Raw genomic sequence first — 26499 nt, 5'->3', positions numbered from 1 at the left:
GGCGTTCCTTTTGTTTAGGCGCAAGCGCCAAGGCATCGCAGTAAACGTTCCATCTCTCGTATCCCGGCGCGCTGGGATACGAGAATCGCCTGGATAATCGGATCAAGCTCCGGGCAGATGGAAAACCGCAGGGCATTTTCGCACATCCGAAGTGCTCCCCGGTGGTGAGGAATCATTTCCCGCATAAAATTGGCATTGATGTCATTAGTGGCACAAGCGGTTCGCATCTCGCAAAACATGGTCTCTGCAATTTGATCAAATCTGCGCTGGTAAAGGCACAAATCCTGTTCCGAACTACACAGTGCGCTGCACCGGTCCAGCGCGCACATCATATTCTCAATACTGTGCATCTGTTCGGTTATAATAGTGGAGGCGATGTTTTGCAGGGGGACAAACGTTGTATACTGCAGGATATTGTATGACATATCGATGGCCGCTTTATGATGAGGGACCATCTGGACAATAAAATTATGGGAGATGCTGTCCTCCAGCTTCGCATCCGTCATACCGCAAACCATTTCGTCCAGGATTTCATAAAAACGGGTAAGATACTTCTTTGTAACGTGACTGAATTCGCATTGATGATGCATCATTTTTCGTCCTCTCCTTTCTCACCACTAGTCTATGAGCAAAAAGAGGGACTTGTGACAGGCCTGCTCCGTTTATTTACCAGACTTCATCTGCGAAAATTTGACTTTATAATTTCGGATCTCAAAGGGCTTGAGCACTGTCTGGATTCTATCTCCCGTTTGCCATGCCTCCTGCTCCTCCTCCAGTATATTGCACAGCGCGAACGCCTGGATGCCATAATCTGATGTGATCGTCACCGGCGCCCTGCCGCCATGGCACTCGTGGACACGCAGCACAAGGCAATCCTCCTCTTCCGCCTTTTTAACCGCATCGACGCAGATCTGATTTGACGATAGGGAGACGATCTGCCGCCCTGCGGCTAGCGAACCTCCCTCTGCCCAGATCAGAGGCAGGTTCAGCGCCGTGGCCGCCTCTATTGTCCCGCCTTCCAAAAGGCCGCCAGCATGGGGATATAGGGAATAGGTAAAGGAATGCATTCCCATATCCGCCTCCGTGTCAGGGCTCTTAGAGCTCTTCAGCAGCGACAGTTTCATGGTGCGGTCCTTGATATTGTACCCATATTTGCAATTGTTCAGAAGACTGACACCGTACCCAGCCTCCGACAGATCCGCCCATTTATGGCCAACCACCTCAAATCGCGCCCAATCCCAGCTGGTGTTAAAGTGTGTCGGGCGCTCGACATGGCCGTACTGGATATCATACGTAGCCTTCGTGCTGCGGATATTCGTCTCAAAGGCGGTCTTCAACAGCCTATGGTCCTCGTGCCAATCCACCTGCGTTTCAAAGTCGATGCGGCGGCTATCCCTGTACACCACCATCCTCTGACAGATTGTAGAGCGGTTGTAACGGTAGACCATTCCTAGCACCGCCTTCAAAGGTCCACTCTCGACGACGCGCACCGGCTCGATCAAGGTCGCTTCTTCCCTCTTCTGTGTGTAAAAAATATCAATGTCCCAGGCATCGTGGGCTATGGGTTTATCCTCAAAAATTTCAAGAATATTTCCGCGGCCACCTTCCGCTAAGACCTGGCGATCTTCCTCTCTGTCATAGATCCGGCTCAGCGCGCCATTTTCTGTCCAAGCGATCTCATAGTAGGAGGTCTCCAACCTTCTCCCCGTCAGATCGACAGAAAACCAAGAGTCGCCCTTCAGGGATTGCCCGGAGATACAATGGAGAGTTTCACAGGAGAGAGGTTTGATTGAAACGAAAACTTCTGCAAATCCATCGGCCACCTGGGCCTCAAGTACATGCCCCTGGGCATCGGTATAGGTCTCAAACCCATGGGAGACAGGAATCCTCACCAGGTCTTTCCGAGGGAAGCTGGAGAAGTTATACACGGTAAATGCCCGCGCATCCGCCTGGGATAAGCTATTCAGTGCCTCCGACTCCAGGCGCTCCACCTGCTGTAGTGTCTCTGCATACTCCTTCGCGCTGTCCTCATACACTTCCCGAATGGAAGAACCCGGGATGATATCATGAAATTGATTTCTGAGCACAGTTTCCCAGCAGTCATACAGCGCATCGCCCTCATAGATGCCACCCGAAAGATACGCCATGGAGGACAGCCATTCCGCCTGTGCAAGCTTGAATTCCAATAGGCGATTCATCTTTTTATTGTGGGCTTGGGTCGTATATGTACCGCGATGGTACTCAAGATACAGCTCTCCGTCCCACGTTGCCACTTCCTCCCCCGCAGCGCTGGCATCCCGGTGTATCGTATCGAAAAAGCCAGCCGCCGTCCCGGTTTCTACATGGGGCAGTCCCGGGATCGCATCCATGGCACGGCGCATCTTCAGCATATCCCGGTTGACACCGCCGCCGCCATCGCCATATCCGTAGGAGATCAATGTATCATGGCTAATCTCTTTATTCTTGAATTTCTTCCAGCTGCCTATCACGCTGTGTGGATTCAGATAGCCATTGTAGGTGGAGTACCGATTGTCAAAGCTAGCGCCATCGTTTGGCACCTCGATAAAGTACGCCAAAACCTCCGATCCATCCATCCCACGCCACCAAAATAAGTCGTTCGGAATCGTGTTGAACTGATTCCAGCTGATTTTCGTCGTCATGAAGGTTTTGAGGCCGCAGAGCTTCATGATCTGTGGCAATGCCCAGCTGTAGCCGAAAACATCGGGAAGCCACAGATACTGACAGGTGACGCCCATCTCTTTTTTGAGATATCGAATTCCGTGTTGGAACTGTCTGGCAAGGCTTTCTCCGGACGTGACATTGCAATCAGCCTCTAGCCACATGCCGCCGTCCGCTTCCCATTTTCCCTCTCTCACCTTTTCCTTGATCTTAGCGAAAAGCTCCGGGCAATCTTCTTGGATATACCGATACAGCTGTGGCTGCGACTGGAGGAAAACATATTCGTCAAATTCCTCCATCAATCTGAGAACGGTGCTGAAGGAACGCATGGCTTTCTCTCTCGTGTGCTTTAATCTCCAAAGCCACGCCACATCAATATGTGTATGCCCGACACAGTGAACGGTGACATCGCTCCGCTTGTCCAGCCTTCCAAGTTCATCCAGCAGAACTGAGAGTGCGGTCTCCACAGTGCCATGAAATTTATCCACGTCCCAATTCACCGCCATGAGTGCCTTATCCAGCGCCCTCATCAATTCATAGCGCTCACAGCGGTCCTTTTCCAGCAGCTGGATGGTCTCAGCAATCGCTTTCGCATAATAATAGAATTGATCCGCCGCCTTGTGGAGATAGCCTATCTCCGCTCTGGAAAAGCGATGGTGCTGTTCTCTCCTGGGTCCCCCTCCTTCCAGGCCAGTCCACAGCATAAAGGTCAGTTCCGTCTCCTGGCCTTGATAGCTCTGAAATACAACATCCGGATGATTCGTATCGACCCCCTGATACGGGTGACCATTGACATATAATAGCGATTCAAATCCACTGTTATGTCCGCCTCCCGTCTTCCCGAAATCGAACCGCCCCACGACTTCGTACCCCTCACGGGCTTGTGGCATGACCACCTTCTTTTGCACCCACAGATAGCGGTCGCGGCCTTGAAAAGAATCTCCCACATTCAGTGTTCCGCCTTGAATGAGGGCAGGCATAGAACGGTATACGGCATCAGCCCCTAATGTCCCCTCCATCGCCGTCATCGGCGCGATGCTAACCATATCCACGTACCGGCGGTCCTCCAATTCTCTCACTCGACATGCGAATTTTTCCTCTGTATAGAACATCCGATTGCCCCTTTCCTAAATTCATTTTATGAATTTATGGTATCAGCTTTTGGATGTAACGTCAATAATAATATTAGAAATTTGGAGAATCTTTTTGCCCTTCCGACGGCATATCTACTTCTTTGATTGAGGGTTAAATAATACGGACGCCAAATACCCAAATAGGATGGCGGCGCCGACACCGCCGGCGGCTGCCTTAAAAGGTCCTGTAAATACGCCCAGGATACCGGAACTTTGCACCTCTTCCATGGCACCCTTGGCCAGGGTATACCCAAACCCCGTCAGCGGAACAGTCGCGCCGGCTCCCGCGAAATCCACCAGGGGTTGATACAATCCCAATCCCGTCAGAATGGCCCCCGCCGCAACAAAAATGACGACGATTCTTGCCGGCGTCAGCTTCGTGCGCTGTAATAAAATCTGCCCCACCACACAAATGAGTCCTCCTACGATAAATGCTCTTACAAACTCCATCGCAAACTCCTCCTATTCCTTCTCAATGACAACCGCGTGCGCCACGCAGGGAATACTCTCCCCCTGCTGAGTGCTCAGAGGGCTTAACAGCGCGCCGGTTGGGATCAATAACACTCGATGAAATGCACCCTTCTGAATCTCGGAGAGAAGATATCCTGCCATGGTGACAGCGGAGCAGCCGCAGCCGCTTCCACCTCCATGGGTATCCTGTGCCTCCTTATCGTAAATCTGGATTCCACAGTCCGTGTACCGCTCATCCAGCAGAAATCCCTCTTTTTCAAGCAACTCCCGCGTCAGCTGCGTCCCATAGTATCCCAGGTCACCGGTGATAATCAGATCATAATAATCCGGCCCCCGGTTCAGATCTTGAAAGTGTGCCTTCATCACGTCGGCCGCAGCCGGCGCCATGGCTCCCCCCATATTGAAAGCGTCCTTAATCCCATAGTCCACGATCTTGCCCGCTGTGGCCGCGGTAATGCGCGGTCCATCTCCGTTGGCCGCCAGAACCAGACTTCCGCTTCCCGTCACAGTCCAGGTTGCATAGAGGGGTCTCTGGCTTCCATAATTCAGCGGCATTCGAAATTGTTTTTCCGACGTACAGAAATGGCTGGAGGCGGAGACCGCCACATAATCGGCAAATCCCCCGTCAAGCAGCATTGCGCCCACCTCCATGGAGAGTCCCATGGTGGAGCACGCTCCATACATACCTAAAAAAGGAATCGAGAAATCGCGGATTGCAAAATGCGACGCCGTCAGCTGGTTCAGCAAGTCCCCAGCCAAAATATATTGAATGTTCTCCTCTTTCAGCCCAGCCTTTTCAATGGCAAGGGTGATGGCGCGCTTCATGAGCTTGCTCTCCGCCTTCTCCCAGGACTTCTCGCCGTCCATCTCATCCTTCCAGATCTCATCAAAATAGGATGCAAGAGGTCCCTGCCCTTCCTTCGGTCCGACGACGCTAGCTCCTGAAGCGATCACCGGAGGGCGGTCAAACACCACCGTCTGTCTCCCAACATGTTTCCCCATTGTCTCTCGCCTCCTACCCTACAAAATATGAAATCAGTCCCACAATCGCGGAAGCCAAAACTCCGTAGACCAACACAGGCCCTGCGATGGTAAACATCTTAGCGCCCAGGCCGAGGATGAATCCTTCTTTTTTAAATTCAATAGCCGAGGAAACGATTCCATTGGCAAAGCCTGTGATGGGAATAATGGACCCGGCACCCGCGAATTTTCCCAGGTTATCATACCAACCGGCGCCTGTGAGAAAGGATCCAAGAAAGATCAAGGAAATACTCGTCCACGTAGCTGCCAACTGTCGATCCGCGCCAAAATTCATGATCCAGGTGTTAATCATCTGTCCAAGCACACAGATCAATCCACCTACTACAAAGGCTTTCAGGCATCCTGTCAACAGATTCGTTTGGGGGCAGACCTGCTCTACCCTCTTTTGATACTGCTTTTTTTGCTCCATCGTAATATCCATTTTGATTCTCCTCTTCTAAACTTATAGAATCTATTTATTTGAGCTGCATAAATCCCGGAATAAAGAAGTACACCAGAGCGCCAGCGCACTTGCCCAGCGCCAGCATGAGCATGAGATATGAAATTTTCTTTGTAAGTTGAACTCTTCTACAGAGAATGGGAATCACGTCCAATACCTCTGCGATGGAGATGGCCAGCGTGCCGACGAAAATCCCATAGAAGAAACCGCTGAGGATGTTGCCCACCTGCCATATGGGGATGGACACATCAAAGAGCATGGTCAAGGTTCCCGCAATTCCACCTAAGGAAATCATATCTTCATATAGATAAATGTACCGGCCCGTTCTTGTCTTCTGCGCTAGCCTGGGGACAATTCCGATAATGACGATAAAGGCAAACACACCGCCAGAGATCACAAGGCCACTGGCAAATCCGATGAGAATTCTCGCCGCGACACTGAAAAAGCTGGTCATTTCGTATCCACCTTTGCGCTATCTTGGCCGGTGATTCCCTGCCCAAAATCATCCTGGTCGCTGAGAATATCCACCATGCACTCATCCACCTGTTTTTGATAGGAGGCAAACTCCACCTCCACCGGCGTCGGGTCATCGGTAATTTTTTTCTTATTGAAATGATTAAAGAAAACGATAATTCCCACGGCGATTCCAATGGAGTACGATGCAATGAGCAAAACGGGGCGGGTCACTTCTTCCCCAGTAAATATTTTATTGACCTGGACGAAGACATCGGGAACCGCTGCATCTGTGTGGAAGGTCATAATAGCCAGCGCGGCGCCAAAAAAGAGAATAAAGCATACAAATAGAATCTTGAGCGCCTCAAACAAAGGACCCGGGCGCTGCGCGTCCGGCTTATACGAAATAATGGTATCACTGGCCCCCACGCTGACGACGGACACATTTTCCGTATTCTGGCGAATGGTTTTGGCGATGTCCAGGATCGTAATCAGAACCGAATGCTTCTCCTTGGCTTTTAGCTGCGTTACCGTCAGGTCCTTGATCTTGCTGACAAGGACAGGATCGCCTTCCAGGTCAGCCACGTCGCCAACTGTGATCTGCCGTTTTCTCACGATCTTGGCCTGTTTTTTAGCCTTCACATAAATTGTCTGTGTTTGCGGCATACTGTACCTCCTGATCCTGGATTCGCATAACAAATTGCCCCTTTTGCGGCTGGAATTCCTCACCGCCGCGTCCTGCCTGCACGTCCCGCCAGATCCCCAGGACGATAAGGAGTGCTAATGCGGCTATGGCCGTGAATAGAAGAAAGCGATGCATATATAGGAAAACTTTTTTCATAGAAAAAACCCCTTTTTTGTTAATCCTTTACGTCTGTATTTTCCGCCATTTCCGGCAAAATATAACTGGTAAAAGTAGGACGTCTCATTATGTCGATTTCCCCTGTCGAAAGTTTTGTGTTGAAAGTTTGTCCCAAATCGATTACAATTATGGTATATTTTTCCATCGCATAGGAGGGTCTATATGAATGTACAGTGTCGGCGTGAGGGACTTTGCCTCATCGTCTCCATTACAGGTGAATTGGATCATCATACTTGTGAAAGTGCACGCCATATTATTGACGATGAATATAACCAACAAGGAGCACTTCATATCATCTTTGATTTTCATAAAATTGATTTCATGGATAGCTCCGGTATCGGTTTGATCATGGGCCGATACAAAAAAGCTTCGCTTCTCGGCGGGCAAGTAATCTTGACACATATCTCTCCGCAACTGGACCGGATCTTTTCCCTGTCAGGCTTGTATAAAATACTAAAAAAAGCGCCGGATATACCAAGCGCTTTAGGGTTGCTCTAAGGAGGATACACAGATGAACAGACAAAATTATATGAAGGTGGAATTCACCAGCCGGTCCGAAAACGAAGCCTTTGCGCGCGTAGCGGTTTCTGCGTTTATCACACAGTTAGATCCAACCCTTGAAGAACTTGAAGACGTCAAAACTGCAGTCTCCGAGGCGGTGACCAACGCCATCATTCACGGCTATGAGAATGAGGATGGCGTCATCTACGTCGCCTGCACATTGAATGGCCAGACCGCCTCCATCACGGTGGAGGATCACGGGAAAGGGATCCCGGACGTCAAGCTCGCCATGGAACCACTCTACACCTCAAAACCTGAACTGGAGCGGTCTGGCATGGGCTTTACCATGATGCAGACCTTTATGGACTCCCTGGATGTACAGACGACCTTCGGCAAGGGTACGACCGTTACGATGACGAAAACCTTTCAGAGTTCTCCGGCCGATCTCTAGAAAGGAAAGGTGTCAATATGGACCGTACACTGGAGCTCATTAAAAAAGCACGCAGTGGTGATCATACGGCGCGGGACCTGATTGTGGAAGAGAATGTGGGATTGGTCTGGAGCATCGTCAAGAGATTCACCGGCCGCGGTTATGAGATGGAGGATCTGTTTCAAATCGGTTCCATTGGCCTCATCAAGGCGGTAGACAAATTCGATTTCTCCTTTGAAACCAAATTTTCAACCTATGCGATTCCCATGATCATCGGTGAGATTAAACGATTTCTCCGGGACGACGGCATGATCAAGGTAAGTCGGACTCTTAAAGAGCTCTCGATTAAAATCCACCAGACCCGCGAAGTACTCGAAAGCCAGCTCCACCGTCCTCCCACTCTCCAGGAACTGTCCGACGAGATGGGCGTGAGTCCGGAGGAAATCACCCTGGCGCTGGAATCTGGCGTTCCGGTGGAGTCTCTATATACAACCATACATGAAGGGGATGGCAGCCCGGTCTACCTCATCGATAAGGTACACGATGGCGGCGACGGGGAGGAGGACATGATTGAGACCATCTCCCTTCGAAATTATATCCGGCAGCTCGACCCAAAAGAGCAGCAGATTATCACGATGCGCTACTATGATGACAAAACCCAAGCGGAGGTGGCGAAAATCATCGGCATCTCACAGGTTCAGGTCTCACGCCTTGAAAAGAAAATTTTGGGCAAGATGCGCGAAAAGCTAGGTTCCTAGAAAATCCCGCGAATCGCCTGTTCCAGTCTTTCCAGAACGGATTCCTTATCGCCTTTCCACTCCTCAACGGAGTCGGGGTTGTCCAAAATTTCCGAGACGAACTGCAAAAAGACATCTCGCACCTGATTGACGTTTCTGGTGTATATGATTCGAATATCCTCAAGATCCGTTAACACGTAGGCGCAAATCTCCTCGACCTCCTGGTGGAAACGCTGGGCGGCGCTGGCCCCCAGCCGGTCCACCAGCCGATCGTTGAGTTCTGACTCCATCAGAAGGGACAGGGTCTGATCCTGCATCACGTGAAGAAAGACACAGAAATCTTCCATGTTGTTGCCGGGTTCGATGAGAAATAAAATGCGGAAAAATAGGTTCCACTCAAAATCCTGGTTAATCAGCGCCAACAGCCGCTCTCCCAGAATCTTAGAAAAACGATTCCAGGGTCGAAATTCACCCTCCATGCTGATGGGTTCCCGGAAGGAGATATCCTGTTTTTGGATGGTTTTGAGCCGCTGAAACAATTCCAGAAATGCCTTGCTGAAATCCTCCTGATTTTCCACGTTCCGGCAGACCATGTAATATATACTTATGATCTCGCATGTCTCTTTGAAATCCACGGTGAATCCCATGGATGTATCCATCTTTTCCACGAATAAATCATTTAACGTCTTCGCAATCAACGCCTTCATGGATTCTCTCTCTGCGCCGACATACGCATTGCTGCCGCCGCCCAGGCGATCATTGATCAGATAGAGCTGCCGGTCTGTCACGGAAAGCGATTCGTAGACCGAGGACATGAGCTCCTTGAGAAATTGATCCATCATCAAATAGTTATTGTTTTTATAGATCAACTTATGTTCGATGTCTCCCCAGAAATCTGAGACCATGCTTTTAATCTGGAGCTCGAACCTTACGACCTCCTCCCCGACGGCGTAAAACCCGTCGATTCTATAGATTGTAAATCCATTTGTCTGCACTTGCGGCTGATCCTGCGCTAGCTCCAGCCGTACGGCGGGGTTGGTTCGACTATAATACAGCCCGTCGGAGCCGACCTCCGTCATAACTTCTTTTAAAAAGCTGAAAATCTCCTCCTCCTCTATCTTAAACCGACACTGAATCCGGACGCCGATGAGGTCGGACAAGTTGAGCAGCACATCCTCTGGCCGGTTGAATTGTTTATAAAATTTCTTTCGAATAATCTTTTCCCGCAGACTGTCCAGCGCCTTGACCCGGGTCCGGATCTCCAAAATCTCATCCTGCACTTTGGTAAAAAGAGAGCTCCGAAAGAAATCGGCCAGATCCTGCGCCGCCCGCCGGTAAATCGGTTCTTTTGCCTCGCGTATGGCAATGACCTCATCTATGTAATCGAAGATTGGTAACTGTGTGTTCTTCATACAATTCATCCTATTCTATTTTAATACGATCCCGCTCAACATAATGGTACATACTCGCATCCGGACCGCCCTCCATCAGGGTTGTTTCTATATCTCATCCTCCATATGAGATTTGGCAGAATATTAATATTGTGAACGACGATAAAATGATACTCCATAGAACATTCTGCCATTTTATAATATTATGACAACCAGAAACAGACTGATATTTATGGATCTTAACGGTTTTTTTGGACACACACGGCACTCTAAGCATGGCAGAAAAGTACTATACATTGCCAAATCCAAATCCTTTTCAGCCTTAGAATCCGTATCCGACCTGTAACAGACTTATAGTTTCTTGCCAAATGATAAAAGCGGCCATTTTGTGACCAAGCACCCTCATCGACGCGGGGGTCTCAAGGATTGGCTCCCCCAATTTACAGGATATTATTTATGATACGGCTCTCCTCTTAGAATGCGAAACCAGCGGTACAGCTGCTCTGCCAAGATGACCCGCATAAGCTGATGGGGAAATGTCAGGGGGGAGAAGCTGAGCCGCTCCTGTGCGCGCTGGATCACTCTCGCCGACAGCCCGACGGAACCACCGATCAGAAATGTTAGGTGACTGTTTCCCCCATTCATCCGATCTGCCAGCCACTCGGCCATCTCCTCAGAGCTGCGCTGTCTCGCTGCGATACACAGGGCCACGACGTAACTCTTCTCTGGAATCCGCTCGAGTATGCGGTCCGCTTCTCTGTCCAAAATTATCTCCCGCTCAGCCTCTGAAAGATTTTCTTTCGTCCTCTCATCTGCGACCTCCACAATATCCAGTATACAGTATGCAGAAAGACGCTTGACATACTCTGCCACAGCGTCTTTATAGAATCGTTCCTTTAACTTTCCAACCGCAAGAATCGTAATCTTCATATTACCTTTTCCTGCATAATTTGGATGGGCGTATCGGAATCAATCCGCTCGATCCATGCTCCCATGGCGTTCAATTTATTGACCAGCTGCTCATAGCCCCGGTCTATAAATGTGACATTGTTGATATATGTCTCTCCCTGCGCGGCAAGCCCGGCTAGCACCATAGCGGCACCGGCCCGCAGATCCACCGCTTCCACCTCGGTTCCAACTAGGTTGTCCACGCCATCCACCACGGCGATTCGGCCCTCCACATCGATATTCGCGCCAAACCGTTTCAGCTGCTCTACATAGCGGAAGCGATTGTCCCAGACACTTTCATTGATGATACTCGTTCCCGGCACCGTAGACAGCAGCGCCGTGATCTGTGGCTGCATATCCGTGGGAAAACCCGGGTACGGGAGCGTCTTGATCTTCACAGGCTTCATCGTTTCACAGCCAATCACACGGATCTCCTCATCCCGCTCGATAACGGAAGCCCCGATTTCCTTCAGCTTGGCGGAAATGGCATCCATATGCCTCGGAATCACGTTCTTCACCGTAATATCACCTTTGGTGATGGCGGCTGCCACCATATACGTGCCAGCCTCAATCTGATCCGGAATGATCGCATATGTGGAACCATGAAGCTTTTGAACACCTTTAATGCGGATAACATCAGTGCCAGCGCCCTTTATGTTTGCCCCCAGACTGTTGAGGAAACTCGCAGTGTCAACAACATGGGGCTCCTTGGCCGCATTCTCAATCACAGTGGTACCCTTTGCCAAGACTGCCGCCAACATAATGTTGATGGTAGCTCCCACTGTGACCATATCCAGGAACACATTGGCTCCCCGCAATTCTCTGGCTTGAATGCTGATGATCCCCTTCGCATCCACTTCAGCGCCCAAGGCCTGAAACCCCTTGATATGCTGGTCGATGGGACGGACCCCAAAATCACATCCGCCAGGGAACGCGACGCGCGCGCATTTAAATCTCCCCAGAAGCGCGCCGAGAAGATAGTAGGAAGCTCGCATCTTCCGCACATTCTCCGAATCTGCGCAGCCGTTGCTCATATACCTGCTGTCAATCCTCAGCGTATGTTTGTCCAAATACGTGGTCCGAACATTCATCTTTTCGAGCACCATCACTAAATTCTTAATATCATCTATGTCCGGAATATTCTCAAGCGTAACGATATCATCCGCCAGCAGCGAAGCCGCTATGATAGCGAGCGCCGCATTTTTCGCCCCGTTAATCGATACTTGCCCGCAAAGCGGACGCTGACCGTGAATCAATAACTTTTCCATACTTTGCACCTCTAGCGTTTTCTCTTTTTTTATTCAATATTAATCATTGCCACTAGCGGCAATCTCATTCAGAATCTTAATAAAAAATACAAAATTACTTTATCATTATATCACCTTTTGGGAAAAAGGCAACCTTTTTTGCAATCATTGTATTGTATTGTACATAAGATTGATTTTATACATCCTTCCGTCGGACAAAAAAACTTTCATAAACAAGGAGGAGCGCAGATTGCTATCGATTTTGCCAGAAAAATCATACCCATACCGAATATCGTCTACACTCAGGCCGGGAATACTATCACCCTCCGCCGTAATCTGTGTAAGACAGGAGTACAGTACCTCGTCAACGGGATACGTATAATACTTCTCCTTAGTATACCCCTCCACGTTATAGCACGTTAACTTTGCAGTATGAATACCCTTCACCCCGACGACCGCCTCCAATTGATTAAAGAAGAGTTGCGTGTTCTTATAGCGCTGGCTCAACGTAACCTTATACCGGCCGTCCTCCTGCTGCACCGCGCTGTCCAGAATCATCTCCATGTCCCCCTTTATCAACCGCTCCGCAAATTCCTCTGTAAATCGGATGGCGTCACTGGCAGATAAGCTTTGGACAGTTTCATCTTCCTCGCTGTTGCTCTGATTTGTGTAGGCGATACTGCTATTTTGATAATCCATGACGAAGACTTCGGAATCCTTGGTAAACTGCGCCATCATATTATCCACATAATACACTTTTTGAAACCCATCCACAAAATAGGATGTGATGATGCCCGACAACGTATCCTCATCCGCTAGCGATATTTTCAACCAAGGCTTTGGATCGTGTTTTCTATTTAAGGACACGTTGATGGAGATTCCATTTTCCTCAAATAAGCCCCGGATCCCATCAATACGCTCCTGCGGAACCGTATAATTGCGGATCTCCTGATACCGGTTAAAAATGAACAGGGACACATTGAGCAGAAGCAGCAGACACAGCAAGACGAATCGTATGTTTTTCCAGTTCATGAACCTGCCTCCTGTCCACTCCAGCCATAATAGCGCTGTTGGTTCATCTCCATCATCCAAATCAGGGAAACCTGGTCCCCGTGCTGCTGATAGACCGGTGTAAAATCTGTCAGCCGCTGGTCTGACCAATTGGGGTAGGATTCGAAAAACATATCCAACGCCTGAATGTAGGAGGTTTGAAGCTCAATCATGTGGTAGGGAGTCATTTCTTTTTTTACGATATAGCGTTTATAGGCACGCACTTTGGAGCCCTCGACATAGATTTCAACCGGAGCCTGCATCTTCCAATCTTGCAATCTTTGGGAGTCCATCACAAAAGGGATATCGTTAAATCGATAATTAAAGTAAAATGAATAGCTGTCGGGATTGTCCCCCTCCTCATAGCCGCAGAGATACGTTTCAAAGACACGATTTGCATCGGCCTCGATGTCCTCTCTCAAAAAACCGCAGGCTAGCTCATACGCATCCTTGAGCGATACGGAAGCACGATCGCCGTCTGTCAGCGTTTCCACATATTGAACTAGGCCGCTGCTTTGAATCTTCAATGTTATCTTCTCATCTGCATACAAAATCTCATTCTCATCTGCCGTCTGGCGCACCATGTCGGGATGCTGAAAAAAATGCATGGCATAGCGCTGCGCCGCATTTTCATCCAGCACCTTATCTTGGGTCAGAAAAGGTTCCGAGAGTGAGACGTCGTACAAGACTATCTTGCTCTCTTTATCCTTCAAAAATACATTGTCTGCAAAGCGGTTTGGAAGAGTTCTTTTGGAAGAAATGTAATCTTTTGAAATCAACTCGTTGATTCCCGTGAATTGTTCCAGAAAGGCTTGAACAGTTCCCTGCCTCCGGTGAACATTCCCAGAAATTCGATAGTATGCTCCCGATTCCCAATCGAGAAAATAACAATATGGCTCCTCCGCCATGGTAATCGCAGGCAAAATCCAAACTTCCTGGAAAGAAAAAGACTTTCCCAGGTTCGTGGATAGTTGCGCCTCAACCAAGCGGGAATCCATGGAAAAGGCATAGCGATAAACACAGACTGCTTTATCCCACGGCAAGTCCTCTTCTTTCACCTCCTCCAGAGCGCTATCCTCCTGGGTAAGCAGAACCTGCAGAAGGGAATACGAACTGGAAAAAAGCTGTGAAAAGTACTGCACATTTCGGCTCACATTGCCATACCGCCCTTCATCCGACGCTCCCATGGAAATATAGATGGAGACTGGCTCCAAAAGATTTGCTGACGTATCCCTGGGCGGATCTTGGGTCGTTGGTCTACTCAAACGTCCCTCTGAATAGGAAGTCTGCCACAACTGGTAGACTTGTGCAATGCTCAGCAGAATCAGACATACGACAACGGCGATATATCCGCTTCGCTTTACCTTTTGCTTCTGTAAATGGGGCATCTTCATATGGATATCCGCCTCCCTCCGTGCAAGTCACGGTTACGATTTGAACCGCGCATAGATATTCAGCGTATAGCCTAGAAGCTGTCTACAGACTTCTTCACTGTTTCGGTAAAATTCGTAATTGATTCCCTCTGAATGCCCATCCCGGCTTGCAAGAATCATCAGATACTGGCGTCCTGTCCGGGGCAGTGTAATATTCTCCTGAAAAATGCCAGACGCTCCCACGGCATATTCTGCGTGATACCAGATCTCCGCCGCGTTCTGATCATCGACTGTATACACACACACCGCTACACTTGTGCCCGCTGCGGCTTCGCCGACTAATGTGATCTGCTCGGTGAAGGTATACTCAACCGGCTGTACAAATTCACGCTGGAACGCAATGGATTCCAGAGATTCCGTCCTCCACTGGGCGTCCCGATACCTCTCGCCATAGATAGCGCTGAGCTTCGTCTGGATTTGCTGCTCAGGCGCCACAGTGTCTGCCCTGGAACAGTTGAGTAAAAATAGGGTGCCTATGAGCACCGCCATGACCATAAAGCCTGTTGAATGTATCCGGCCTCCTGCTCCATGCTCCATCCCATGTTCCTCCCAAGATATTAATACTATATCACTGGACTTCCGCCAACTCTTGCTGATGATCCTTTGCCGCGATTGTATGATTTGCGTATGTGTTCCACGTTGGTTCATAGTCTTCTGTGGCTTGATTGCCCCACATATCCCAACCCTCTCGATTTCCTCTTGCAAACAACTCTAAAAAAGGTGCAGACGAACAACTTTCAATTAGAGGGATAAATTCATCGGGCTTTCTCGAATGTTCCCTTTTCATTGCTCTTATTAGATTTACTTGTGATCTTCCCGCATCTAATGTTCTATTCTTATCGCCTTTGATTCCAAACAAAAGCATTTCCGTCACATTCCTGAAGTAAAAGCCGACTCCTCTGCCATCTGGCATACCATCTTTTCTGACTTTTTCCCAAATAATATTCGTCTTATACTCAAAGCCCCATGCTCTCATAACTTCTAGACCTTCTGGCAATAAAGCATTGGGAACCCATAAATACAGATGGCTCTTGTCGTCTGCTACTTCCGAAACAGGCAATTGTTTTATTTCGTCTAACTTCATTGTGCCATATCGAGTAAGCCTTTTATGCTCTGGCGCCACTTTGCCCGTTCGATTCTGAAACTGCCAAGGAGGATCTGCATAAATGGTTTTATATGTCTTGCCAGCGGTAAAGCCTCTAAAATCTCTTATCGTGAGTTCGAGTTCTGTCTTTTCCATAGTTAATACCCCTCTACACAAGGCTTTTTAATGCCAATAGCTAAAATTGGACAACCGCCGTTTCTACGGGATTTTAGCCTATACTCCAATTTTCCCAACCAAGTCGTGCTTGCCCCATACTTTGGTATAAGCGGCTTGCCGTTCTTATCTGTAATTTCTTTGAAAACATCGTTTAGCTCTTTTGATCTGGTTACGATTATTCCAACTTCGATCAAACCGCAATCAAAATAAGTTCGCATTGCCAATAAGTCGCGGTCAAAGGTTTGATCTTTACTATTCCATTCTAAGTCAAAAGCGACCTTATCTTTAATAAAGTCAATGTTATGTCCATCTATATATCCCTCAATTGTTTTCTCATGGAAAGGCTCCTCTGCAAAGCGCCCCCTTTGATTTGCCCTCCGTGGATATAGCTTTACTAATAAATCGCCTGTGATCCTAATCTCTCGCCATCCTAATGGATATAAAACATCATCAAATTTTTTGGGTATCGCAGTTTCATTGCCGCCCGCGGCTCTCAGATCGTCAATCGAAATAGACAACCGCTCTAAACTGTCTTGTATTTCATTCCATTCTGTTGGAAACGCTTCGCTCAATATCTCTAAGGCATGTCCATAACTTTGAAACTCAAATTTCTCCAACAAGTTTTCTCTTATATATTGGGTTACTTCTTTCATTTTGCTCCTCTCTTCCATATTATAATAACAGTATAAGTTCAGCAAAATTATACTAGAATAACAAGCGGAAAGCTTCTGCTATTGTGACATCCATCAATCGAACTTTGAGAATTTCAGACGCACTATTTTTATTATATCCATCAAACGTTACAAATTCATGACGTAACTTTTACTTTTCTTCCATGTCTTCCCTCCTGCTTTCGAAGGGAAAGGTCAGCCAGAAGGTGCTGCCTTTGCCATAGATGCTATCCACCTGAATCGAACCGCCGTGCAGCTCCATAATCTCCTTTGCGATGGAAAGCCCCAAGCCTGTGCCGCCCATGGACCGAGACCTCGCTTTATCCACCCGATAGAACCGTTCAAATATGCGGTCCCGCTCTTTGGGCTCAATCCCGATCCCGTTATCCCGCACATACACTCTGGCCTGCCGCTTACTCTCATCCACTCGGATGCCAACCCGAATCGTGGCCTCCGGAGGACTATATTTAACCGCATTGATAATCAGATTGCGGAAGACTTGCTCCATTCGGCTGGGATCCCCCTGAATCCAGCATTCCACATCAGGAGTCTCATAGAGCAGCGTCTGAGATTTTTTCTCCGCGTGGATCTGGTGGCGCAGCACGCTGTCCTCCACAAGCTGCGCCAGATTGACGGATTCTATCTTCAGCTTCACCTGCCGGGAATCAATCCTCGACAGCTCAAGCAATTCCGTTATCAGCCCCGCCATCCGGTCCGACTCATTATTGATGACCCCCAGAAAATTGGAGAGAATCTCCGGGTCCTGCGCTTCCCCGTCCAGCAGTGTCTCAACATAACTCTTGATCGTCGTAATCGGCGTGCGGAGCTCATGGGATACATTAGCCACAAATTCTTTCTGCATCTCTTCCAACTGTTTCTGCTCTGTCATGTCCTGTAGCACCACAATAAGCCCAGCCGACTGACGCTCCTCATCCATATAGGCGGCGAACACCGCATTAATATAGGAATCTTGAAACTGAATCATCTGGGAGTATGTGTCATTGCCGCGCTGTAAAAGGGCTTCCAGGCTCAGAGGGGAGAAGATCTGGGAGAAGGAACTCTTCATAATCCGGCGCCCCATGAGTCGTCTCGCAGCTGGATTGAAGTGGATCACATTGCCGTTAAGATCATACACCACAAGGCCGTCCGCCATATGGGCGAAGACTGTGGACAGTTTATTCTTCTCACTGTTAACCTCCCGCAGCATCTTGCTCAATTCCTGCGCCATATAGTTAAAATTATTTTCCAGCTCGTCCAGCTCATCCTGCGCCTCCAGCGCGTGTGGAAGCATCTTTTTCGTTGTGATATCCAGATTTCCCTTGGCCATCTCTTGCGTCTTGCGCGTCAGCCGCTGAATCGGCCTCGAAATGCTGCTGGCCAGAAAATATGCCAGAACGCCGGATATTAGAATTCCAATGATCGACGACGCGATGATGATCATGGTGGTGTTCTTCATCGTCTCCTGAACTTCCGCCATAGACTGGCGAAGAAACAGAATGTAGAGTTTGTCAGTACCCCCAGCCTCGGAGACATGAAAAGCCGCTGCATAGTCCCCAACTGTAACCGTGTTCGGGCTCCCATCCCCCAATGGCACACTGATCTGATGGACATACAGCTTCGTGGTCGTCTTCCCGTCCATGGCATCTATGATGGTCCTAGAAGAACGGTCAGCCGCCGATAATGGTTCGTCCCGATAGTAGATGGCATTCCCATTTTCATCTAGCAAATAAATATATTTGCTCTCCATATTGATGGATTCCAACATAAGAGCCGAGATGACATCCTTGAACATGTCCGTGACAGTCTTGTTTTCATCCGTTCCTGCCATCATCAAAGTTTCCGTTATCCTCTTGGCTGTGTATTCAAGCTCCTTGTATGTGTCGTTGTATTCGCTCTGTTGAATGTTGACCACAATGTAGACACCGCTGATGACGATGACAAACACGACTAAAATCACATACAGAAGCACGAGCTTCCATTTTATACTTCCCACAGTTTCCCCCACTTCTTTATTGTGGATTTTGAGGCACTGGATTCTCAAAGGTGTGAGCGACGAATCGCTCACACCTTTTCATTGAAATAATACCCGATTCCCCGTTTCGTCAAAATATACTCCGGCGTTCCCGACACATCCTCGATCTTCTCCCGAAGCCTTCGAACCGTTACATCAACTGTCCGGACATCCCCATAGTACTCGTATCCCCACACCTTCTCCAGGAGATATTCCCTTGAGAAGACTTGACCCTTCTGCGCCATGAGGAATTTCAACAATTCGAGTTCACGCAGCGTCAACTCCACAACCTCGCCCCGCTTCGTTACCTCGTAGCGGTCCATATCAATCTTCAGATCGCCGGCGCTGAGATCCTGTCCCTGCTGCTCAGGCGCCGCACTCATGGTGGCTGTGCGCCTCAAATTGGCCCTGACTCGAGCCATCAGCTCTCGGATGCTGAAAGGCTTGGTCACATAATCATCAGCGCCCAGCTCAAGGCCTAGAACTTTATCCACCTCTTCCGCCCGTGCCGTAAGCATGATGATAGGGACATTGCTTTTTTCCCGCACCTTTCGGCACATCTCAAAACCGCCAATGATTGGCATCATCACGTCCAGCAGGATCAAGTCTGGATTGTTCTGCTCAAACTGCTCCAGACCCTCTCTGCCGTCCCCAGCCGTCAGCACCTGATATCCTTCCTTCTCCAGATTAAACTTGACTATATCTACAATGCTCTTTTCATCGTCCACAACTAAAACTTTTTCGTGCATAGCCTACCTCCGTTCTCCAAAGATCCCCAGTATCGTCTCTCTACTATTGTAACAAAAAAAAGAATATTCGAAAAGCCCCTTTTTTCATTTATTTAGAAAAAGGGGCTTTTTATTCTGCTCCGCATCCAATGTGCTACCCGAGATATTTTCTAGGATTGACGATGGAACCATTCTCGTGAATTTCAAAGTGACAGTGAGGACCCGTGCTATTTCCCGTGCTGCCCATGGCGGCGATATACTGTCCCTGCTTCACGGAATCGCCAGCAGAAACTGCCAAAGAGCTATTATGGGCGTACCATGTCTCATATCCGTTCCCATGGTTGATGACGATGACATATCCATAGCTATTTTTCCAACCTGCGAAGGTAACAGTTCCAGAGCAGGCAGCGTAGATTGCCGTCCCCTTAGAATTCGCAATATCAATCCCCCTGTGCTGTCTGCCCCAGCGTCTTCCAAATTCTGAGGAGACGTAGCCACTGGTGGGCCAAATAAATTGGGGGCGAGGCACCGTTCCAATCTTAACCACTTTCGGAACCGCCTCGGAGACCACGGCGGTACTGATCTCCTCCCGGGACTCTTCAACGCCGTTGCGCTTATGGACGTCAGCCTCAACCTGGATGACAGCTGGGGCGCCTTCCTCTAGCACCTCAGAATAGTCCTCATATTGGCTGTCATCCTCCACATAGGTGATGGGCTGTGCCTCCTCCCTCGTATAGGAAATCCGCTCTACCGTCTGGATATCAACGCTGGGAACAGACTGCGATATAACGAACTCATCGCCCGCGTGGATCACATCTTCCGCGCTGCTATACTCAGGATTTATGGCCAACAGTTCTCGAATGGTCATGCCATGGTTGTACGCGATGCTGTCGATACAATCACCGGACTGCACCGTGTAGACTTGCTCCTCCTCTTTCAATTCCATACACGCTGCGTACGCGTCCTCAATGGTGGTCATGGCACTCTGGTCTACATAGGCCTCCTGCAATTGGACAGACTGCCCAAGGGACAAGCTGATCAGCTGCGTCGCGTCCTGATCCTCCCCGGCAGCGGTTTCCGCCAAGTCCTCCATGGAAGCCGCGCTCAGCGCGGATAACCTCTTATCGGATTCCTTATCGATGAGCAGAAACTCCGCCGTGCCCTCGGAGATGCCATTACAGACAACCACTGATCCCTCTGGCACATAGGCTTGTCCTAACATTTCTAAGAGGGCATATGCTTCTTCCTTCGTTGAAAACGTCATCGGCTCCTTGCCATCGATTGTTAAAACATAGGCGCTCACAGACAGATCTTTCAGTTTGGATTTCACAACCTGACGTATGGGAGTTTCCAGCTTGTCCGGCTCTATAAACGAGGAGGGCTTCGCTTCCACTTCCTCAATCGAAAGGGTATTGGGAATTTGGTAATGAATCTCCCCGGAATTGATTTCGGAGACAACTTGAACCCAAACCTGGCCGGCCGAGTCCGCCTCCTCCACAATCCCCACGCTCTGCCCATCCACAAAGACCTCATAAGCGCTCATATTTAAATCGAAACTTTTACAAACTTTTTCTTGAAACGGGGCGAACTGTCCGCTCGTCGCCACATAATAGCCTGCGGCGCCCACCGCCGCCGCGACGAAAACCAGCGAAATAACACGATACTGCTTCAACAGTCCGCGAACGAATCCCATCCCTCGTTGTTTCCACTTCTCGAACATAGATAAAGCCTCCTGAGCGGCGAAACATTTTTAATACTTTTGTAACAACTCAATCATTTTACCAAAAATATCGAAAAATGTAAAGGGGGGTTTTTCTATAATTGCCAATGGCAACAGCAAGGCGCCGCATAATAAAAAGCGAAGGAATCCCGCATAATAAAAGGATTTCTTCGCCTAGCACAATAAAAAAACGCTGAAATTTGTGTTACAAATTGTAATATAAATGTAATCTTTTGTCGTGAAAAATCACAGACATTCGGCCCATATTTTCGCTCTCGCCACAAAATTCTCTCCTGGTAATAGGGAGGCCATACCGGATTCGTCCTGGGAAAGGGGAAGATTGGGCGCGTTGACTCTCCAATTCTGCGGTTCAATACAGATGAAACTTCCTTCTCTTTCGCAATTCCAGATCATCCAATGTTTATACACGGAGTCCACTTCATACCATGTCTTGATTCCCAAGCTCGGCGTCGTGATAATCGCTCCGTGGAAATTGCCCTCCAATGGCTTCGATGTAAAATGACCATCCAGGTCCGCGTAAAATGGCGACAGTCCCTCTGTTCTCATTTTTTCTTCATCCTCTGACAGCGCCAGCACATCCCCCGTCGGCAGCATTCTCTCACTCATGACAATTCTGCTGTCCACTGAGACCTGGATGGTGGTATCCAGCGCCGCGCGGAAAGCGGAATGCCAGCCCAACCCAAAGGGCATTTTACCTGTCCCATCGTTGCGCAGCTTGAACTCCTGCGTCAGCCCCTCATGATTGAGGGTGTACAGGATTTGGGCTGTAAACAGGTGGGGATAATATGGATAGAAATCCGAGTCCTCCCTCGCCTCATAGGTAAGACAGACCTGCGCCTCCCCGTCACTGTCCTTCACCACCGCTAGCTTCCACGGGCGATCCTGCAGAAAGCCATGAAGCGAATTGTTCCGCGTCACTTCATTGCGCGGAAACTCATACCGCCGTCCATCGAAGGTAAAGACGCCGTCCTCAATGCGGTTCGGCGGAAACAGGACAGGCAGCCCGTACCAGGTGGGCTTCTGCGCAATACTCTCTAAGGTGTCGTATTGGTGCAGCAGCTCGGCATCACCCTTCTTTAGTGAGATCAGATTTCCCCCGATCTCCGGCAAAATCTTGGCCTCATAGCCACCTGCCTTGACAGACCAAAGTGCGTCCGTAAGGCCAACTGACTGGTTTATCATGATATCCTCCATTCCGGAGCGCTTATGTGAGGTGAAAGTTCAAGTTTGGCTCTGCGTTGAAGGCATTTGTGGCGCTCCGGCACAAATGCTTGTCTCCATCTGTCGATTGTACCACATCTATATGGAATAGACAAGCTTATAAACGGCCGCCAGTCCAAAGTTTTTTGTAGATATCCCCCAGTGAATAGGGCGATCCCTCCCTCCACAGACTCCACCGCAACCGGTCTTCAAGCCAGATGGTGAAGGGCATGATGGCGAACCATAAGACACCATAGGGCAAACAAATCTGCCCCATGATATTGCCTGGCTGCCCGGTATAATCCCATATCTGTAAGCCGAGCCATCGATTGAGCACAATCCCAGTCAAAAGTTCGATTGTCAGGACGATGCAAGTTCCGAGAAGCGCTTGTGTTATAACCCGCATGGAATAAAAACGCGGAATTTTGTGAAGACTTCCTACTAAAACACCGCAAAGTCCTCCAATGGGAAGCATCACAATGTTGGCCCAACCGCCATTTCCGATTCTCCAGATACCCTCCACTGTGTAGTATAGCATTCCCGTGATCATCCATAAAATTAAAAATCGCAGACTATTTTGCAGCCTGCTGGGCCGACCGGCAATACGCAAATGTACGCGATGCATCACACACCCCCTAAAACCTTATTTCGACATTAGTCTATGCGAATTTAGGAAATGTAACGCTGGAAAAGGAAGGCGATTGTTCTTGACATTCCAGCGCGAAACCGGTACACTCATACTATCGATACCAATAGGGAGGCAGCCAACATGAAATTTGCGGACTTGCACTGCGATACACTGCTATCGGTCTTAACTCAAAACGGCCTATCGCCCGAACATCTGTGGAGAAATCAGGGACATCTGGATCTGACCAGACTTCTGGGAGCGGGCGCCGCCATTCAGTTCTTTGCTATCTTTTTACCGCCCGTAGAACGGCTTGCCGCTGCCGGCTATCCCCACGAGTTTCCCTGTGTCCAGGATGCCTGCCTGCTCCTCGATCAGGCCTTAGCCTTGGAACCAGACCGCATTGGCCTGGCCTTAACCGCGGAGGATCTCCAGCGAAATCTTCACAATGGATGTGCCAGCGCCATACGAACCGTGGAAGATGGCCGCCTGGTGGACGGTTCCTTTGACAATCTAGATCGCCTCTTTACAATGGGAATCCGCCTGATCACCCTGACTTGGAATTACGCCAACTGTTTTGGCTATCCCAATTCCACCTCACCCGCTGAGATGAGCCGCGGCCTAACGGATTTTGGAAAAGAGGCGGTGCTCCGCATGAATGAGCTGGGGATTCTGGTGGACGTCAGCCATCTCTCCGACGGTGGTTTCTGGGATGTGCAGAAAATTGCGAAAAAGCCCTTTATCGCATCCCATTCCAACGCGCGCGCCCTCTGTCCCCATCCTCGCAATCTGACGGATGATATGATTCGGGCCCTGGGCAACGCCGGCGGGGTTATCGGGTTAAATTTCTGTCCTTCTTTTTTAGAAACTGCCCCTGAAGGGGGAGCTCCCCGGAGCACCATAGCCGCGCTACTCCGCCATGCAAGACATCTGGCCAATGTGGGCGGAATCGACTGTGTTGCCATCGGTTCGGATTTCGATGGCATCAGCGGGGAACTTGAAATCTCGGGCGTCCAAGATATGCCCATTCTGCTGGAGCAATTGGCTTCAGCAGGGTTTACCTCCAGCGACATTGACAAGATCGCCCTCCAGAATGTGACGAGAGTTCTGGAGGCTGTGCTGCCTCAGCCTTCACGGGTGTAGAGGAAGGCGCGCCCTTCTTTTCCCGATTGCCGTATGGCCTCCATGCGCAGGAGAACGGTCAGCGCAAAACTGCTTTTTTTGGGGGAAAGCCGGGTGGCTTTTATAAAATCCTTTCTCGTGAATGGGTCGGGCAAGAAAGCGGGCAACAGCTTCCCGTAGTCCTGGCCCGCGCGCAGCTCGATCGCTTCATCGATTCGCAGAGGGATCCTTTCCATCCGATGGGATCCCTTTTTTTTATCCTCGCTCCAGCCATCCAGAAGCCGGTATTCCTCCATGTCCAGCAGCATCAAATAAAAGCTTAGGTTCGGACTTTGTATTAGCTGGGCCAAGCGGTACAATTCTGGAAGGGCGTCCCACGGTTCCCCCTTCCTGGGACTTTTGCGCCGGCCGCTCATCTCCCCCGTCGCCGGGTCAACCCAGCTCATCCATTTCTGCCTGGCGATGGGATAGACCACGGTAACCTTATGATCCTGTACGAAATAGGATAGCTTCTGCCGCAGCGCCGAGAAGTTTCGAGTCTGGATCTCGATGATGCGATTCTGCTCCGCCTGAAAAATATCCGCGATAAAAGTTCCCACACGAACCTCGTGCCGGCTCTCATCTGGCTCTATATAATATTTCAGCACGCAGTGCAGCGTTCGCTCCATCTGCGTGCCGATTCCCTTTCCCATTTCATTCTTCGCCGCCAGGGCGTTCTGTGCCCGCAGGCGCGCCAGTTCAAAGCGCTCTTCCTGTTCCACTAGATCTCTTCCTCGCCTCGGAATATCTTGATATACTTTAAAACATACATGACCAGGGAAAATCCTAGCGCGATGGCTGTCCCCAGCACCATAGCCCGCATTACATTCTCCGATATCTTGCCTTCAAAGATAATGCTGATGCAGATGAACAGGTAGAAAATGATCGTTGCCGCCTTGCCCCACCAGCAGGCGCCAAAGGGACGGTGCTTTATCTTAAGGAGAACAAGACCTGCAACGCCCATAAATAGTTCCTTGACAATCAGTAGACATAGGAGCGGTATTATATAGGTATGCCGGATGCACATACAGATGGCAGTCACTCCCTGCGTCAATTTATCCGCAATGGGGTCCAACACCTTGCCAATGTTTGTGATCTGGTCATAATGTCTAGCTATGTATCCGTCCGCTGTATCGGTCAACCCTGATACTACAAGAATAATCCCCGCCTGAAGCCCATATCCATTCATATACAACGCGATGAATACAGGGATCAAGAGGATTCGAATCATCGACAAAATATTCGGAATGGTAAAGATTCTTTTACTTTTGTCGTTCACGAGACTTCCCCTTTTCTCTTAAGATTTCCTCTATATACTATGGTTTTAATCATATCATAGATTTCCGGCAATTTCAAGGTTCTCATGATACGAAACCAGAAAAAAGCCTTTCGCTAAATCCCCAAAATATGCCGGGAATTCCATGGTAAAGCACTGGCGCTGAGGTTAAATCTCTGGTATACTAGTACGGAAAAGGAGTGGATCGTATATGCAATTTGTATCATGGAATGTCAACGGACTTCGGGCTGCTGTGGGGAAAGGCTTTCAAGATTTTTTTAGGGCGGTGGACGCCGACTGTTTCTGTATCCAGGAAACAAAACTTCAGGAGGGACAGATCACCCTGGATATGCCAGGATATGGCCAATATTGGAACTTTGCCGCAAAGAAGGGGTACTCTGGCACCGCAATTTTTTGTAAACACGAGCCTCTCTCCGCCTCCTATGGTATCGGCCAGGAAGTCCACGACCAGGAGGGGCGCGTAATCACGTTGGAATGGGCAAACTTCTATCTGGTCAATGTCTATACCCCCAATTCCCGGCGCGATCTGGAGCGGTTGCCATACCGAATGGAATGGGAGGACGCCTTTCGGTCATATCTCCTCGCCCTGGATAAACGCAAACCGGTGATCGTCTGTGGTGATATGAATGTAGCCCACCAGGAAATCGATCTGAAGAATTGTAAATCGAATGTTGGCAACTCCGGTTTTACATACGAGGAACGCGAAAAAATGTCAGAATTGCTGAGTCAAGGATTTGTTGATTCCTTCCGGCACATCTATCCGGACCGCGAGGGCGCGTATACCTGGTGGTCCTACATGGGACAGGCCCGGTCCCGGAATATAGGATGGCGCATCGATTACTTTCTAGTCTCCGACCGGATACAAGATGGAATCCGCGAAGCCACAATCTACTCCCAGATCCCCGGCAGCGATCACTGCCCCATTGGGCTGGAGATGGACCTGTAATACGTCACTATCCTTCCGATCACGCCACATAATCCACCGTTTG

27 protein-coding genes and 1 pseudogene are annotated in these 26499 nt (G+C 49.3%); 5 read left to right on the top strand and 23 right to left on the bottom strand.

Annotated elements, in window-relative coordinates; translation table 11 throughout:
- Positions 1 to 14 precede the first annotated feature (14 nt).
- The 8 genes from H8730_RS01960 to H8730_RS01925 all read right to left on the bottom strand — a co-directional run bounded on the left by H8730_RS01960 (position 15) and on the right by H8730_RS01925 (position 7057).
- Positions 15 to 593 (bottom strand): DUF305 domain-containing protein, encoded by a 579-nt coding sequence (locus H8730_RS01960; RefSeq protein ID WP_346726538.1) that lies wholly within the window; start codon positions 591 to 593, stop codon positions 15 to 17.
- 69 nt (positions 594 to 662) lie between these two features.
- Positions 663 to 3791, bottom strand: coding sequence for an alpha-mannosidase (locus tag H8730_RS01955; protein WP_177719661.1), 3129 nt, complete (start codon positions 3789 to 3791; stop codon positions 663 to 665).
- 114 nt (positions 3792 to 3905) lie between these two features.
- A complete protein-coding gene (gene spoVAE / locus H8730_RS01950; RefSeq protein WP_177719660.1) occupies positions 3906 to 4262 on the bottom strand; it encodes a stage V sporulation protein AE in 357 nt (118 codons plus the stop codon).
- A gap of 12 nt (positions 4263 to 4274) precedes the next feature.
- A complete protein-coding gene (spoVAD, locus tag H8730_RS01945) occupies positions 4275 to 5285 on the bottom strand; it encodes a stage V sporulation protein AD (RefSeq protein ID WP_177719659.1) in 1011 nt (336 codons plus the stop codon).
- A 13-nt stretch (positions 5286 to 5298) separates the two neighbouring features.
- Positions 5299 to 5745 (bottom strand): stage V sporulation protein AC, encoded by a 447-nt coding sequence (gene spoVAC, locus H8730_RS01940; RefSeq protein WP_177719658.1) that lies wholly within the window; start codon positions 5743 to 5745, stop codon positions 5299 to 5301.
- A 34-nt stretch (positions 5746 to 5779) separates the two neighbouring features.
- Positions 5780 to 6217: a stage V sporulation protein AB gene (locus H8730_RS01935; protein ID WP_177719657.1), complete on the bottom strand. Its 438-nt coding sequence runs from the start codon at positions 6215 to 6217 to the stop codon at positions 5780 to 5782.
- Positions 6214 to 6882, bottom strand: a complete 669-nt coding sequence (locus tag H8730_RS01930; RefSeq protein WP_177719656.1) for a stage V sporulation protein AA — start codon at positions 6880 to 6882, stop codon at positions 6214 to 6216. Before H8730_RS01930 ends, H8730_RS01935 begins: the two co-directional genes overlap by 4 nt.
- Positions 6848 to 7057: a hypothetical protein gene (locus H8730_RS01925; RefSeq protein WP_177719655.1), complete on the bottom strand. Its 210-nt coding sequence runs from the start codon at positions 7055 to 7057 to the stop codon at positions 6848 to 6850. The genes H8730_RS01930 and H8730_RS01925 overlap by 35 nt, the downstream gene beginning before the upstream one ends.
- Positions 7058 to 7240: 183 nt before the next feature.
- Here H8730_RS01925 and H8730_RS01920 point away from each other — a divergent pair, with 183 nt between their 5' ends.
- The 3 genes and pseudogenes from H8730_RS01920 to sigF all read left to right on the top strand — a co-directional run.
- Complete coding sequence (locus H8730_RS01920; protein ID WP_177719654.1) at positions 7241 to 7576, top strand: STAS domain-containing protein; 336 nt, start codon at positions 7241 to 7243, stop codon at positions 7574 to 7576.
- 13 nt (positions 7577 to 7589) lie between these two features.
- Entirely contained in the window at positions 7590 to 8030 is a 441-nt protein-coding gene (gene spoIIAB, locus H8730_RS01915; RefSeq protein WP_177719653.1) for an anti-sigma F factor, read from the top strand.
- Positions 8027 to 8767, top strand: a pseudogene (gene sigF, locus H8730_RS01910) (RNA polymerase sporulation sigma factor SigF); the annotation flags it as partial. The gene spoIIAB and the pseudogene sigF, both read left to right, overlap by 4 nt.
- Here the strand turns inward: sigF and H8730_RS01905 are convergent.
- From H8730_RS01905 to H8730_RS01845, 13 genes are all read right to left on the bottom strand, one after another.
- Positions 8764 to 10158 (bottom strand): nucleotidyltransferase family protein, encoded by a 1395-nt coding sequence (locus H8730_RS01905; RefSeq protein WP_177719651.1) that lies wholly within the window; start codon positions 10156 to 10158, stop codon positions 8764 to 8766. The pseudogene sigF and the gene H8730_RS01905 sit on opposite strands and share 4 nt — an antisense overlap.
- 429 nt (positions 10159 to 10587) lie before the next feature.
- Entirely contained in the window at positions 10588 to 11067 is a 480-nt protein-coding gene (gene rlmH / locus H8730_RS01900; RefSeq protein WP_177719650.1) for a 23S rRNA (pseudouridine(1915)-N(3))-methyltransferase RlmH, read from the bottom strand.
- The gene (murA, locus tag H8730_RS01895) at positions 11064 to 12353 is read right to left on the bottom strand and encodes a UDP-N-acetylglucosamine 1-carboxyvinyltransferase (protein ID WP_177719649.1); all 1290 of its coding nucleotides are present in this window, start codon (positions 12351 to 12353) and stop codon (positions 11064 to 11066) included. The genes rlmH and murA overlap by 4 nt, the downstream gene beginning before the upstream one ends.
- 144 nt (positions 12354 to 12497) lie before the next feature.
- Positions 12498 to 13364 (bottom strand): hypothetical protein, encoded by an 867-nt coding sequence (locus H8730_RS01890; protein WP_177719648.1) that lies wholly within the window; start codon positions 13362 to 13364, stop codon positions 12498 to 12500.
- Positions 13361 to 14776, bottom strand: coding sequence for a hypothetical protein (locus H8730_RS01885; protein WP_177719647.1), 1416 nt, complete (start codon positions 14774 to 14776; stop codon positions 13361 to 13363). The genes H8730_RS01890 and H8730_RS01885 overlap by 4 nt, the downstream gene beginning before the upstream one ends.
- A 33-nt stretch (positions 14777 to 14809) precedes the next feature.
- Positions 14810 to 15352, bottom strand: coding sequence for a hypothetical protein (locus H8730_RS01880; protein WP_177719646.1), 543 nt, complete (start codon positions 15350 to 15352; stop codon positions 14810 to 14812).
- A 31-nt stretch (positions 15353 to 15383) separates the two neighbouring features.
- Complete coding sequence (locus tag H8730_RS01875) at positions 15384 to 16055, bottom strand: MT-A70 family methyltransferase (protein ID WP_177719645.1); 672 nt, start codon at positions 16053 to 16055, stop codon at positions 15384 to 15386.
- A gap of 2 nt (positions 16056 to 16057) precedes the next feature.
- Positions 16058 to 16729: a BglII/BstYI family type II restriction endonuclease gene (locus H8730_RS01870; protein ID WP_177719644.1), complete on the bottom strand. Its 672-nt coding sequence runs from the start codon at positions 16727 to 16729 to the stop codon at positions 16058 to 16060.
- Between the two features lie 169 nt (positions 16730 to 16898).
- Complete coding sequence (locus tag H8730_RS01865; protein ID WP_177719643.1) at positions 16899 to 18740, bottom strand: ATP-binding protein; 1842 nt, start codon at positions 18738 to 18740, stop codon at positions 16899 to 16901.
- Between the two features lie 68 nt (positions 18741 to 18808).
- Positions 18809 to 19507 carry a response regulator gene (locus H8730_RS01860; RefSeq protein WP_249289230.1) on the bottom strand — a complete coding sequence of 233 codons (699 nt, stop codon included), beginning with the start codon at positions 19505 to 19507 and terminating at the stop codon, positions 18809 to 18811.
- 133 nt (positions 19508 to 19640) lie between these two features.
- Positions 19641 to 21206 (bottom strand): LysM peptidoglycan-binding domain-containing M23 family metallopeptidase, encoded by a 1566-nt coding sequence (locus H8730_RS01855; protein ID WP_177718631.1) that lies wholly within the window; start codon positions 21204 to 21206, stop codon positions 19641 to 19643.
- Between the two features lie 246 nt (positions 21207 to 21452).
- A complete protein-coding gene (locus tag H8730_RS01850; protein WP_177718633.1) occupies positions 21453 to 22409 on the bottom strand; it encodes an aldose 1-epimerase in 957 nt (318 codons plus the stop codon).
- A 136-nt stretch (positions 22410 to 22545) separates the two neighbouring features.
- Positions 22546 to 23052: a putative ABC transporter permease gene (locus tag H8730_RS01845; RefSeq protein WP_177718635.1), complete on the bottom strand. Its 507-nt coding sequence runs from the start codon at positions 23050 to 23052 to the stop codon at positions 22546 to 22548.
- Between the two features lie 144 nt (positions 23053 to 23196).
- Between H8730_RS01845 and H8730_RS01840 the strand changes: the two genes are divergently transcribed.
- The gene (locus H8730_RS01840) at positions 23197 to 24195 is read left to right on the top strand and encodes a dipeptidase (protein ID WP_177718637.1); all 999 of its coding nucleotides are present in this window, start codon (positions 23197 to 23199) and stop codon (positions 24193 to 24195) included.
- Here the strand turns inward: H8730_RS01840 and H8730_RS01835 are convergent.
- Both H8730_RS01835 and H8730_RS01830 read right to left on the bottom strand, forming a co-directional pair.
- Positions 24177 to 24935 carry a DUF8091 domain-containing protein gene (locus tag H8730_RS01835; protein ID WP_177718639.1) on the bottom strand — a complete coding sequence of 253 codons (759 nt, stop codon included), beginning with the start codon at positions 24933 to 24935 and terminating at the stop codon, positions 24177 to 24179. The two genes, H8730_RS01840 and H8730_RS01835, sit on opposite strands and share 19 nt — an antisense overlap.
- A complete protein-coding gene (locus tag H8730_RS01830; protein ID WP_177718641.1) occupies positions 24935 to 25492 on the bottom strand; it encodes a CDP-alcohol phosphatidyltransferase family protein in 558 nt (185 codons plus the stop codon). Before H8730_RS01830 ends, H8730_RS01835 begins: the two co-directional genes overlap by 1 nt.
- Before the next feature lie 208 nt (positions 25493 to 25700).
- Here H8730_RS01830 and H8730_RS01825 point away from each other — a divergent pair, with 208 nt between their 5' ends.
- A complete protein-coding gene (locus H8730_RS01825; protein ID WP_177718643.1) occupies positions 25701 to 26456 on the top strand; it encodes an exodeoxyribonuclease III in 756 nt (251 codons plus the stop codon).
- The last annotated feature ends 43 nt before the right edge of the window (positions 26457 to 26499 follow it).

The organism is Bianquea renquensis (assembly GCF_014384895.1).
GTDB lineage: Bacteria > Bacillota > Clostridia > Lachnospirales > Bianqueaceae > Bianquea > Bianquea renquensis.
This window is presented reverse-complemented; position numbering and strand designations above follow the sequence as displayed.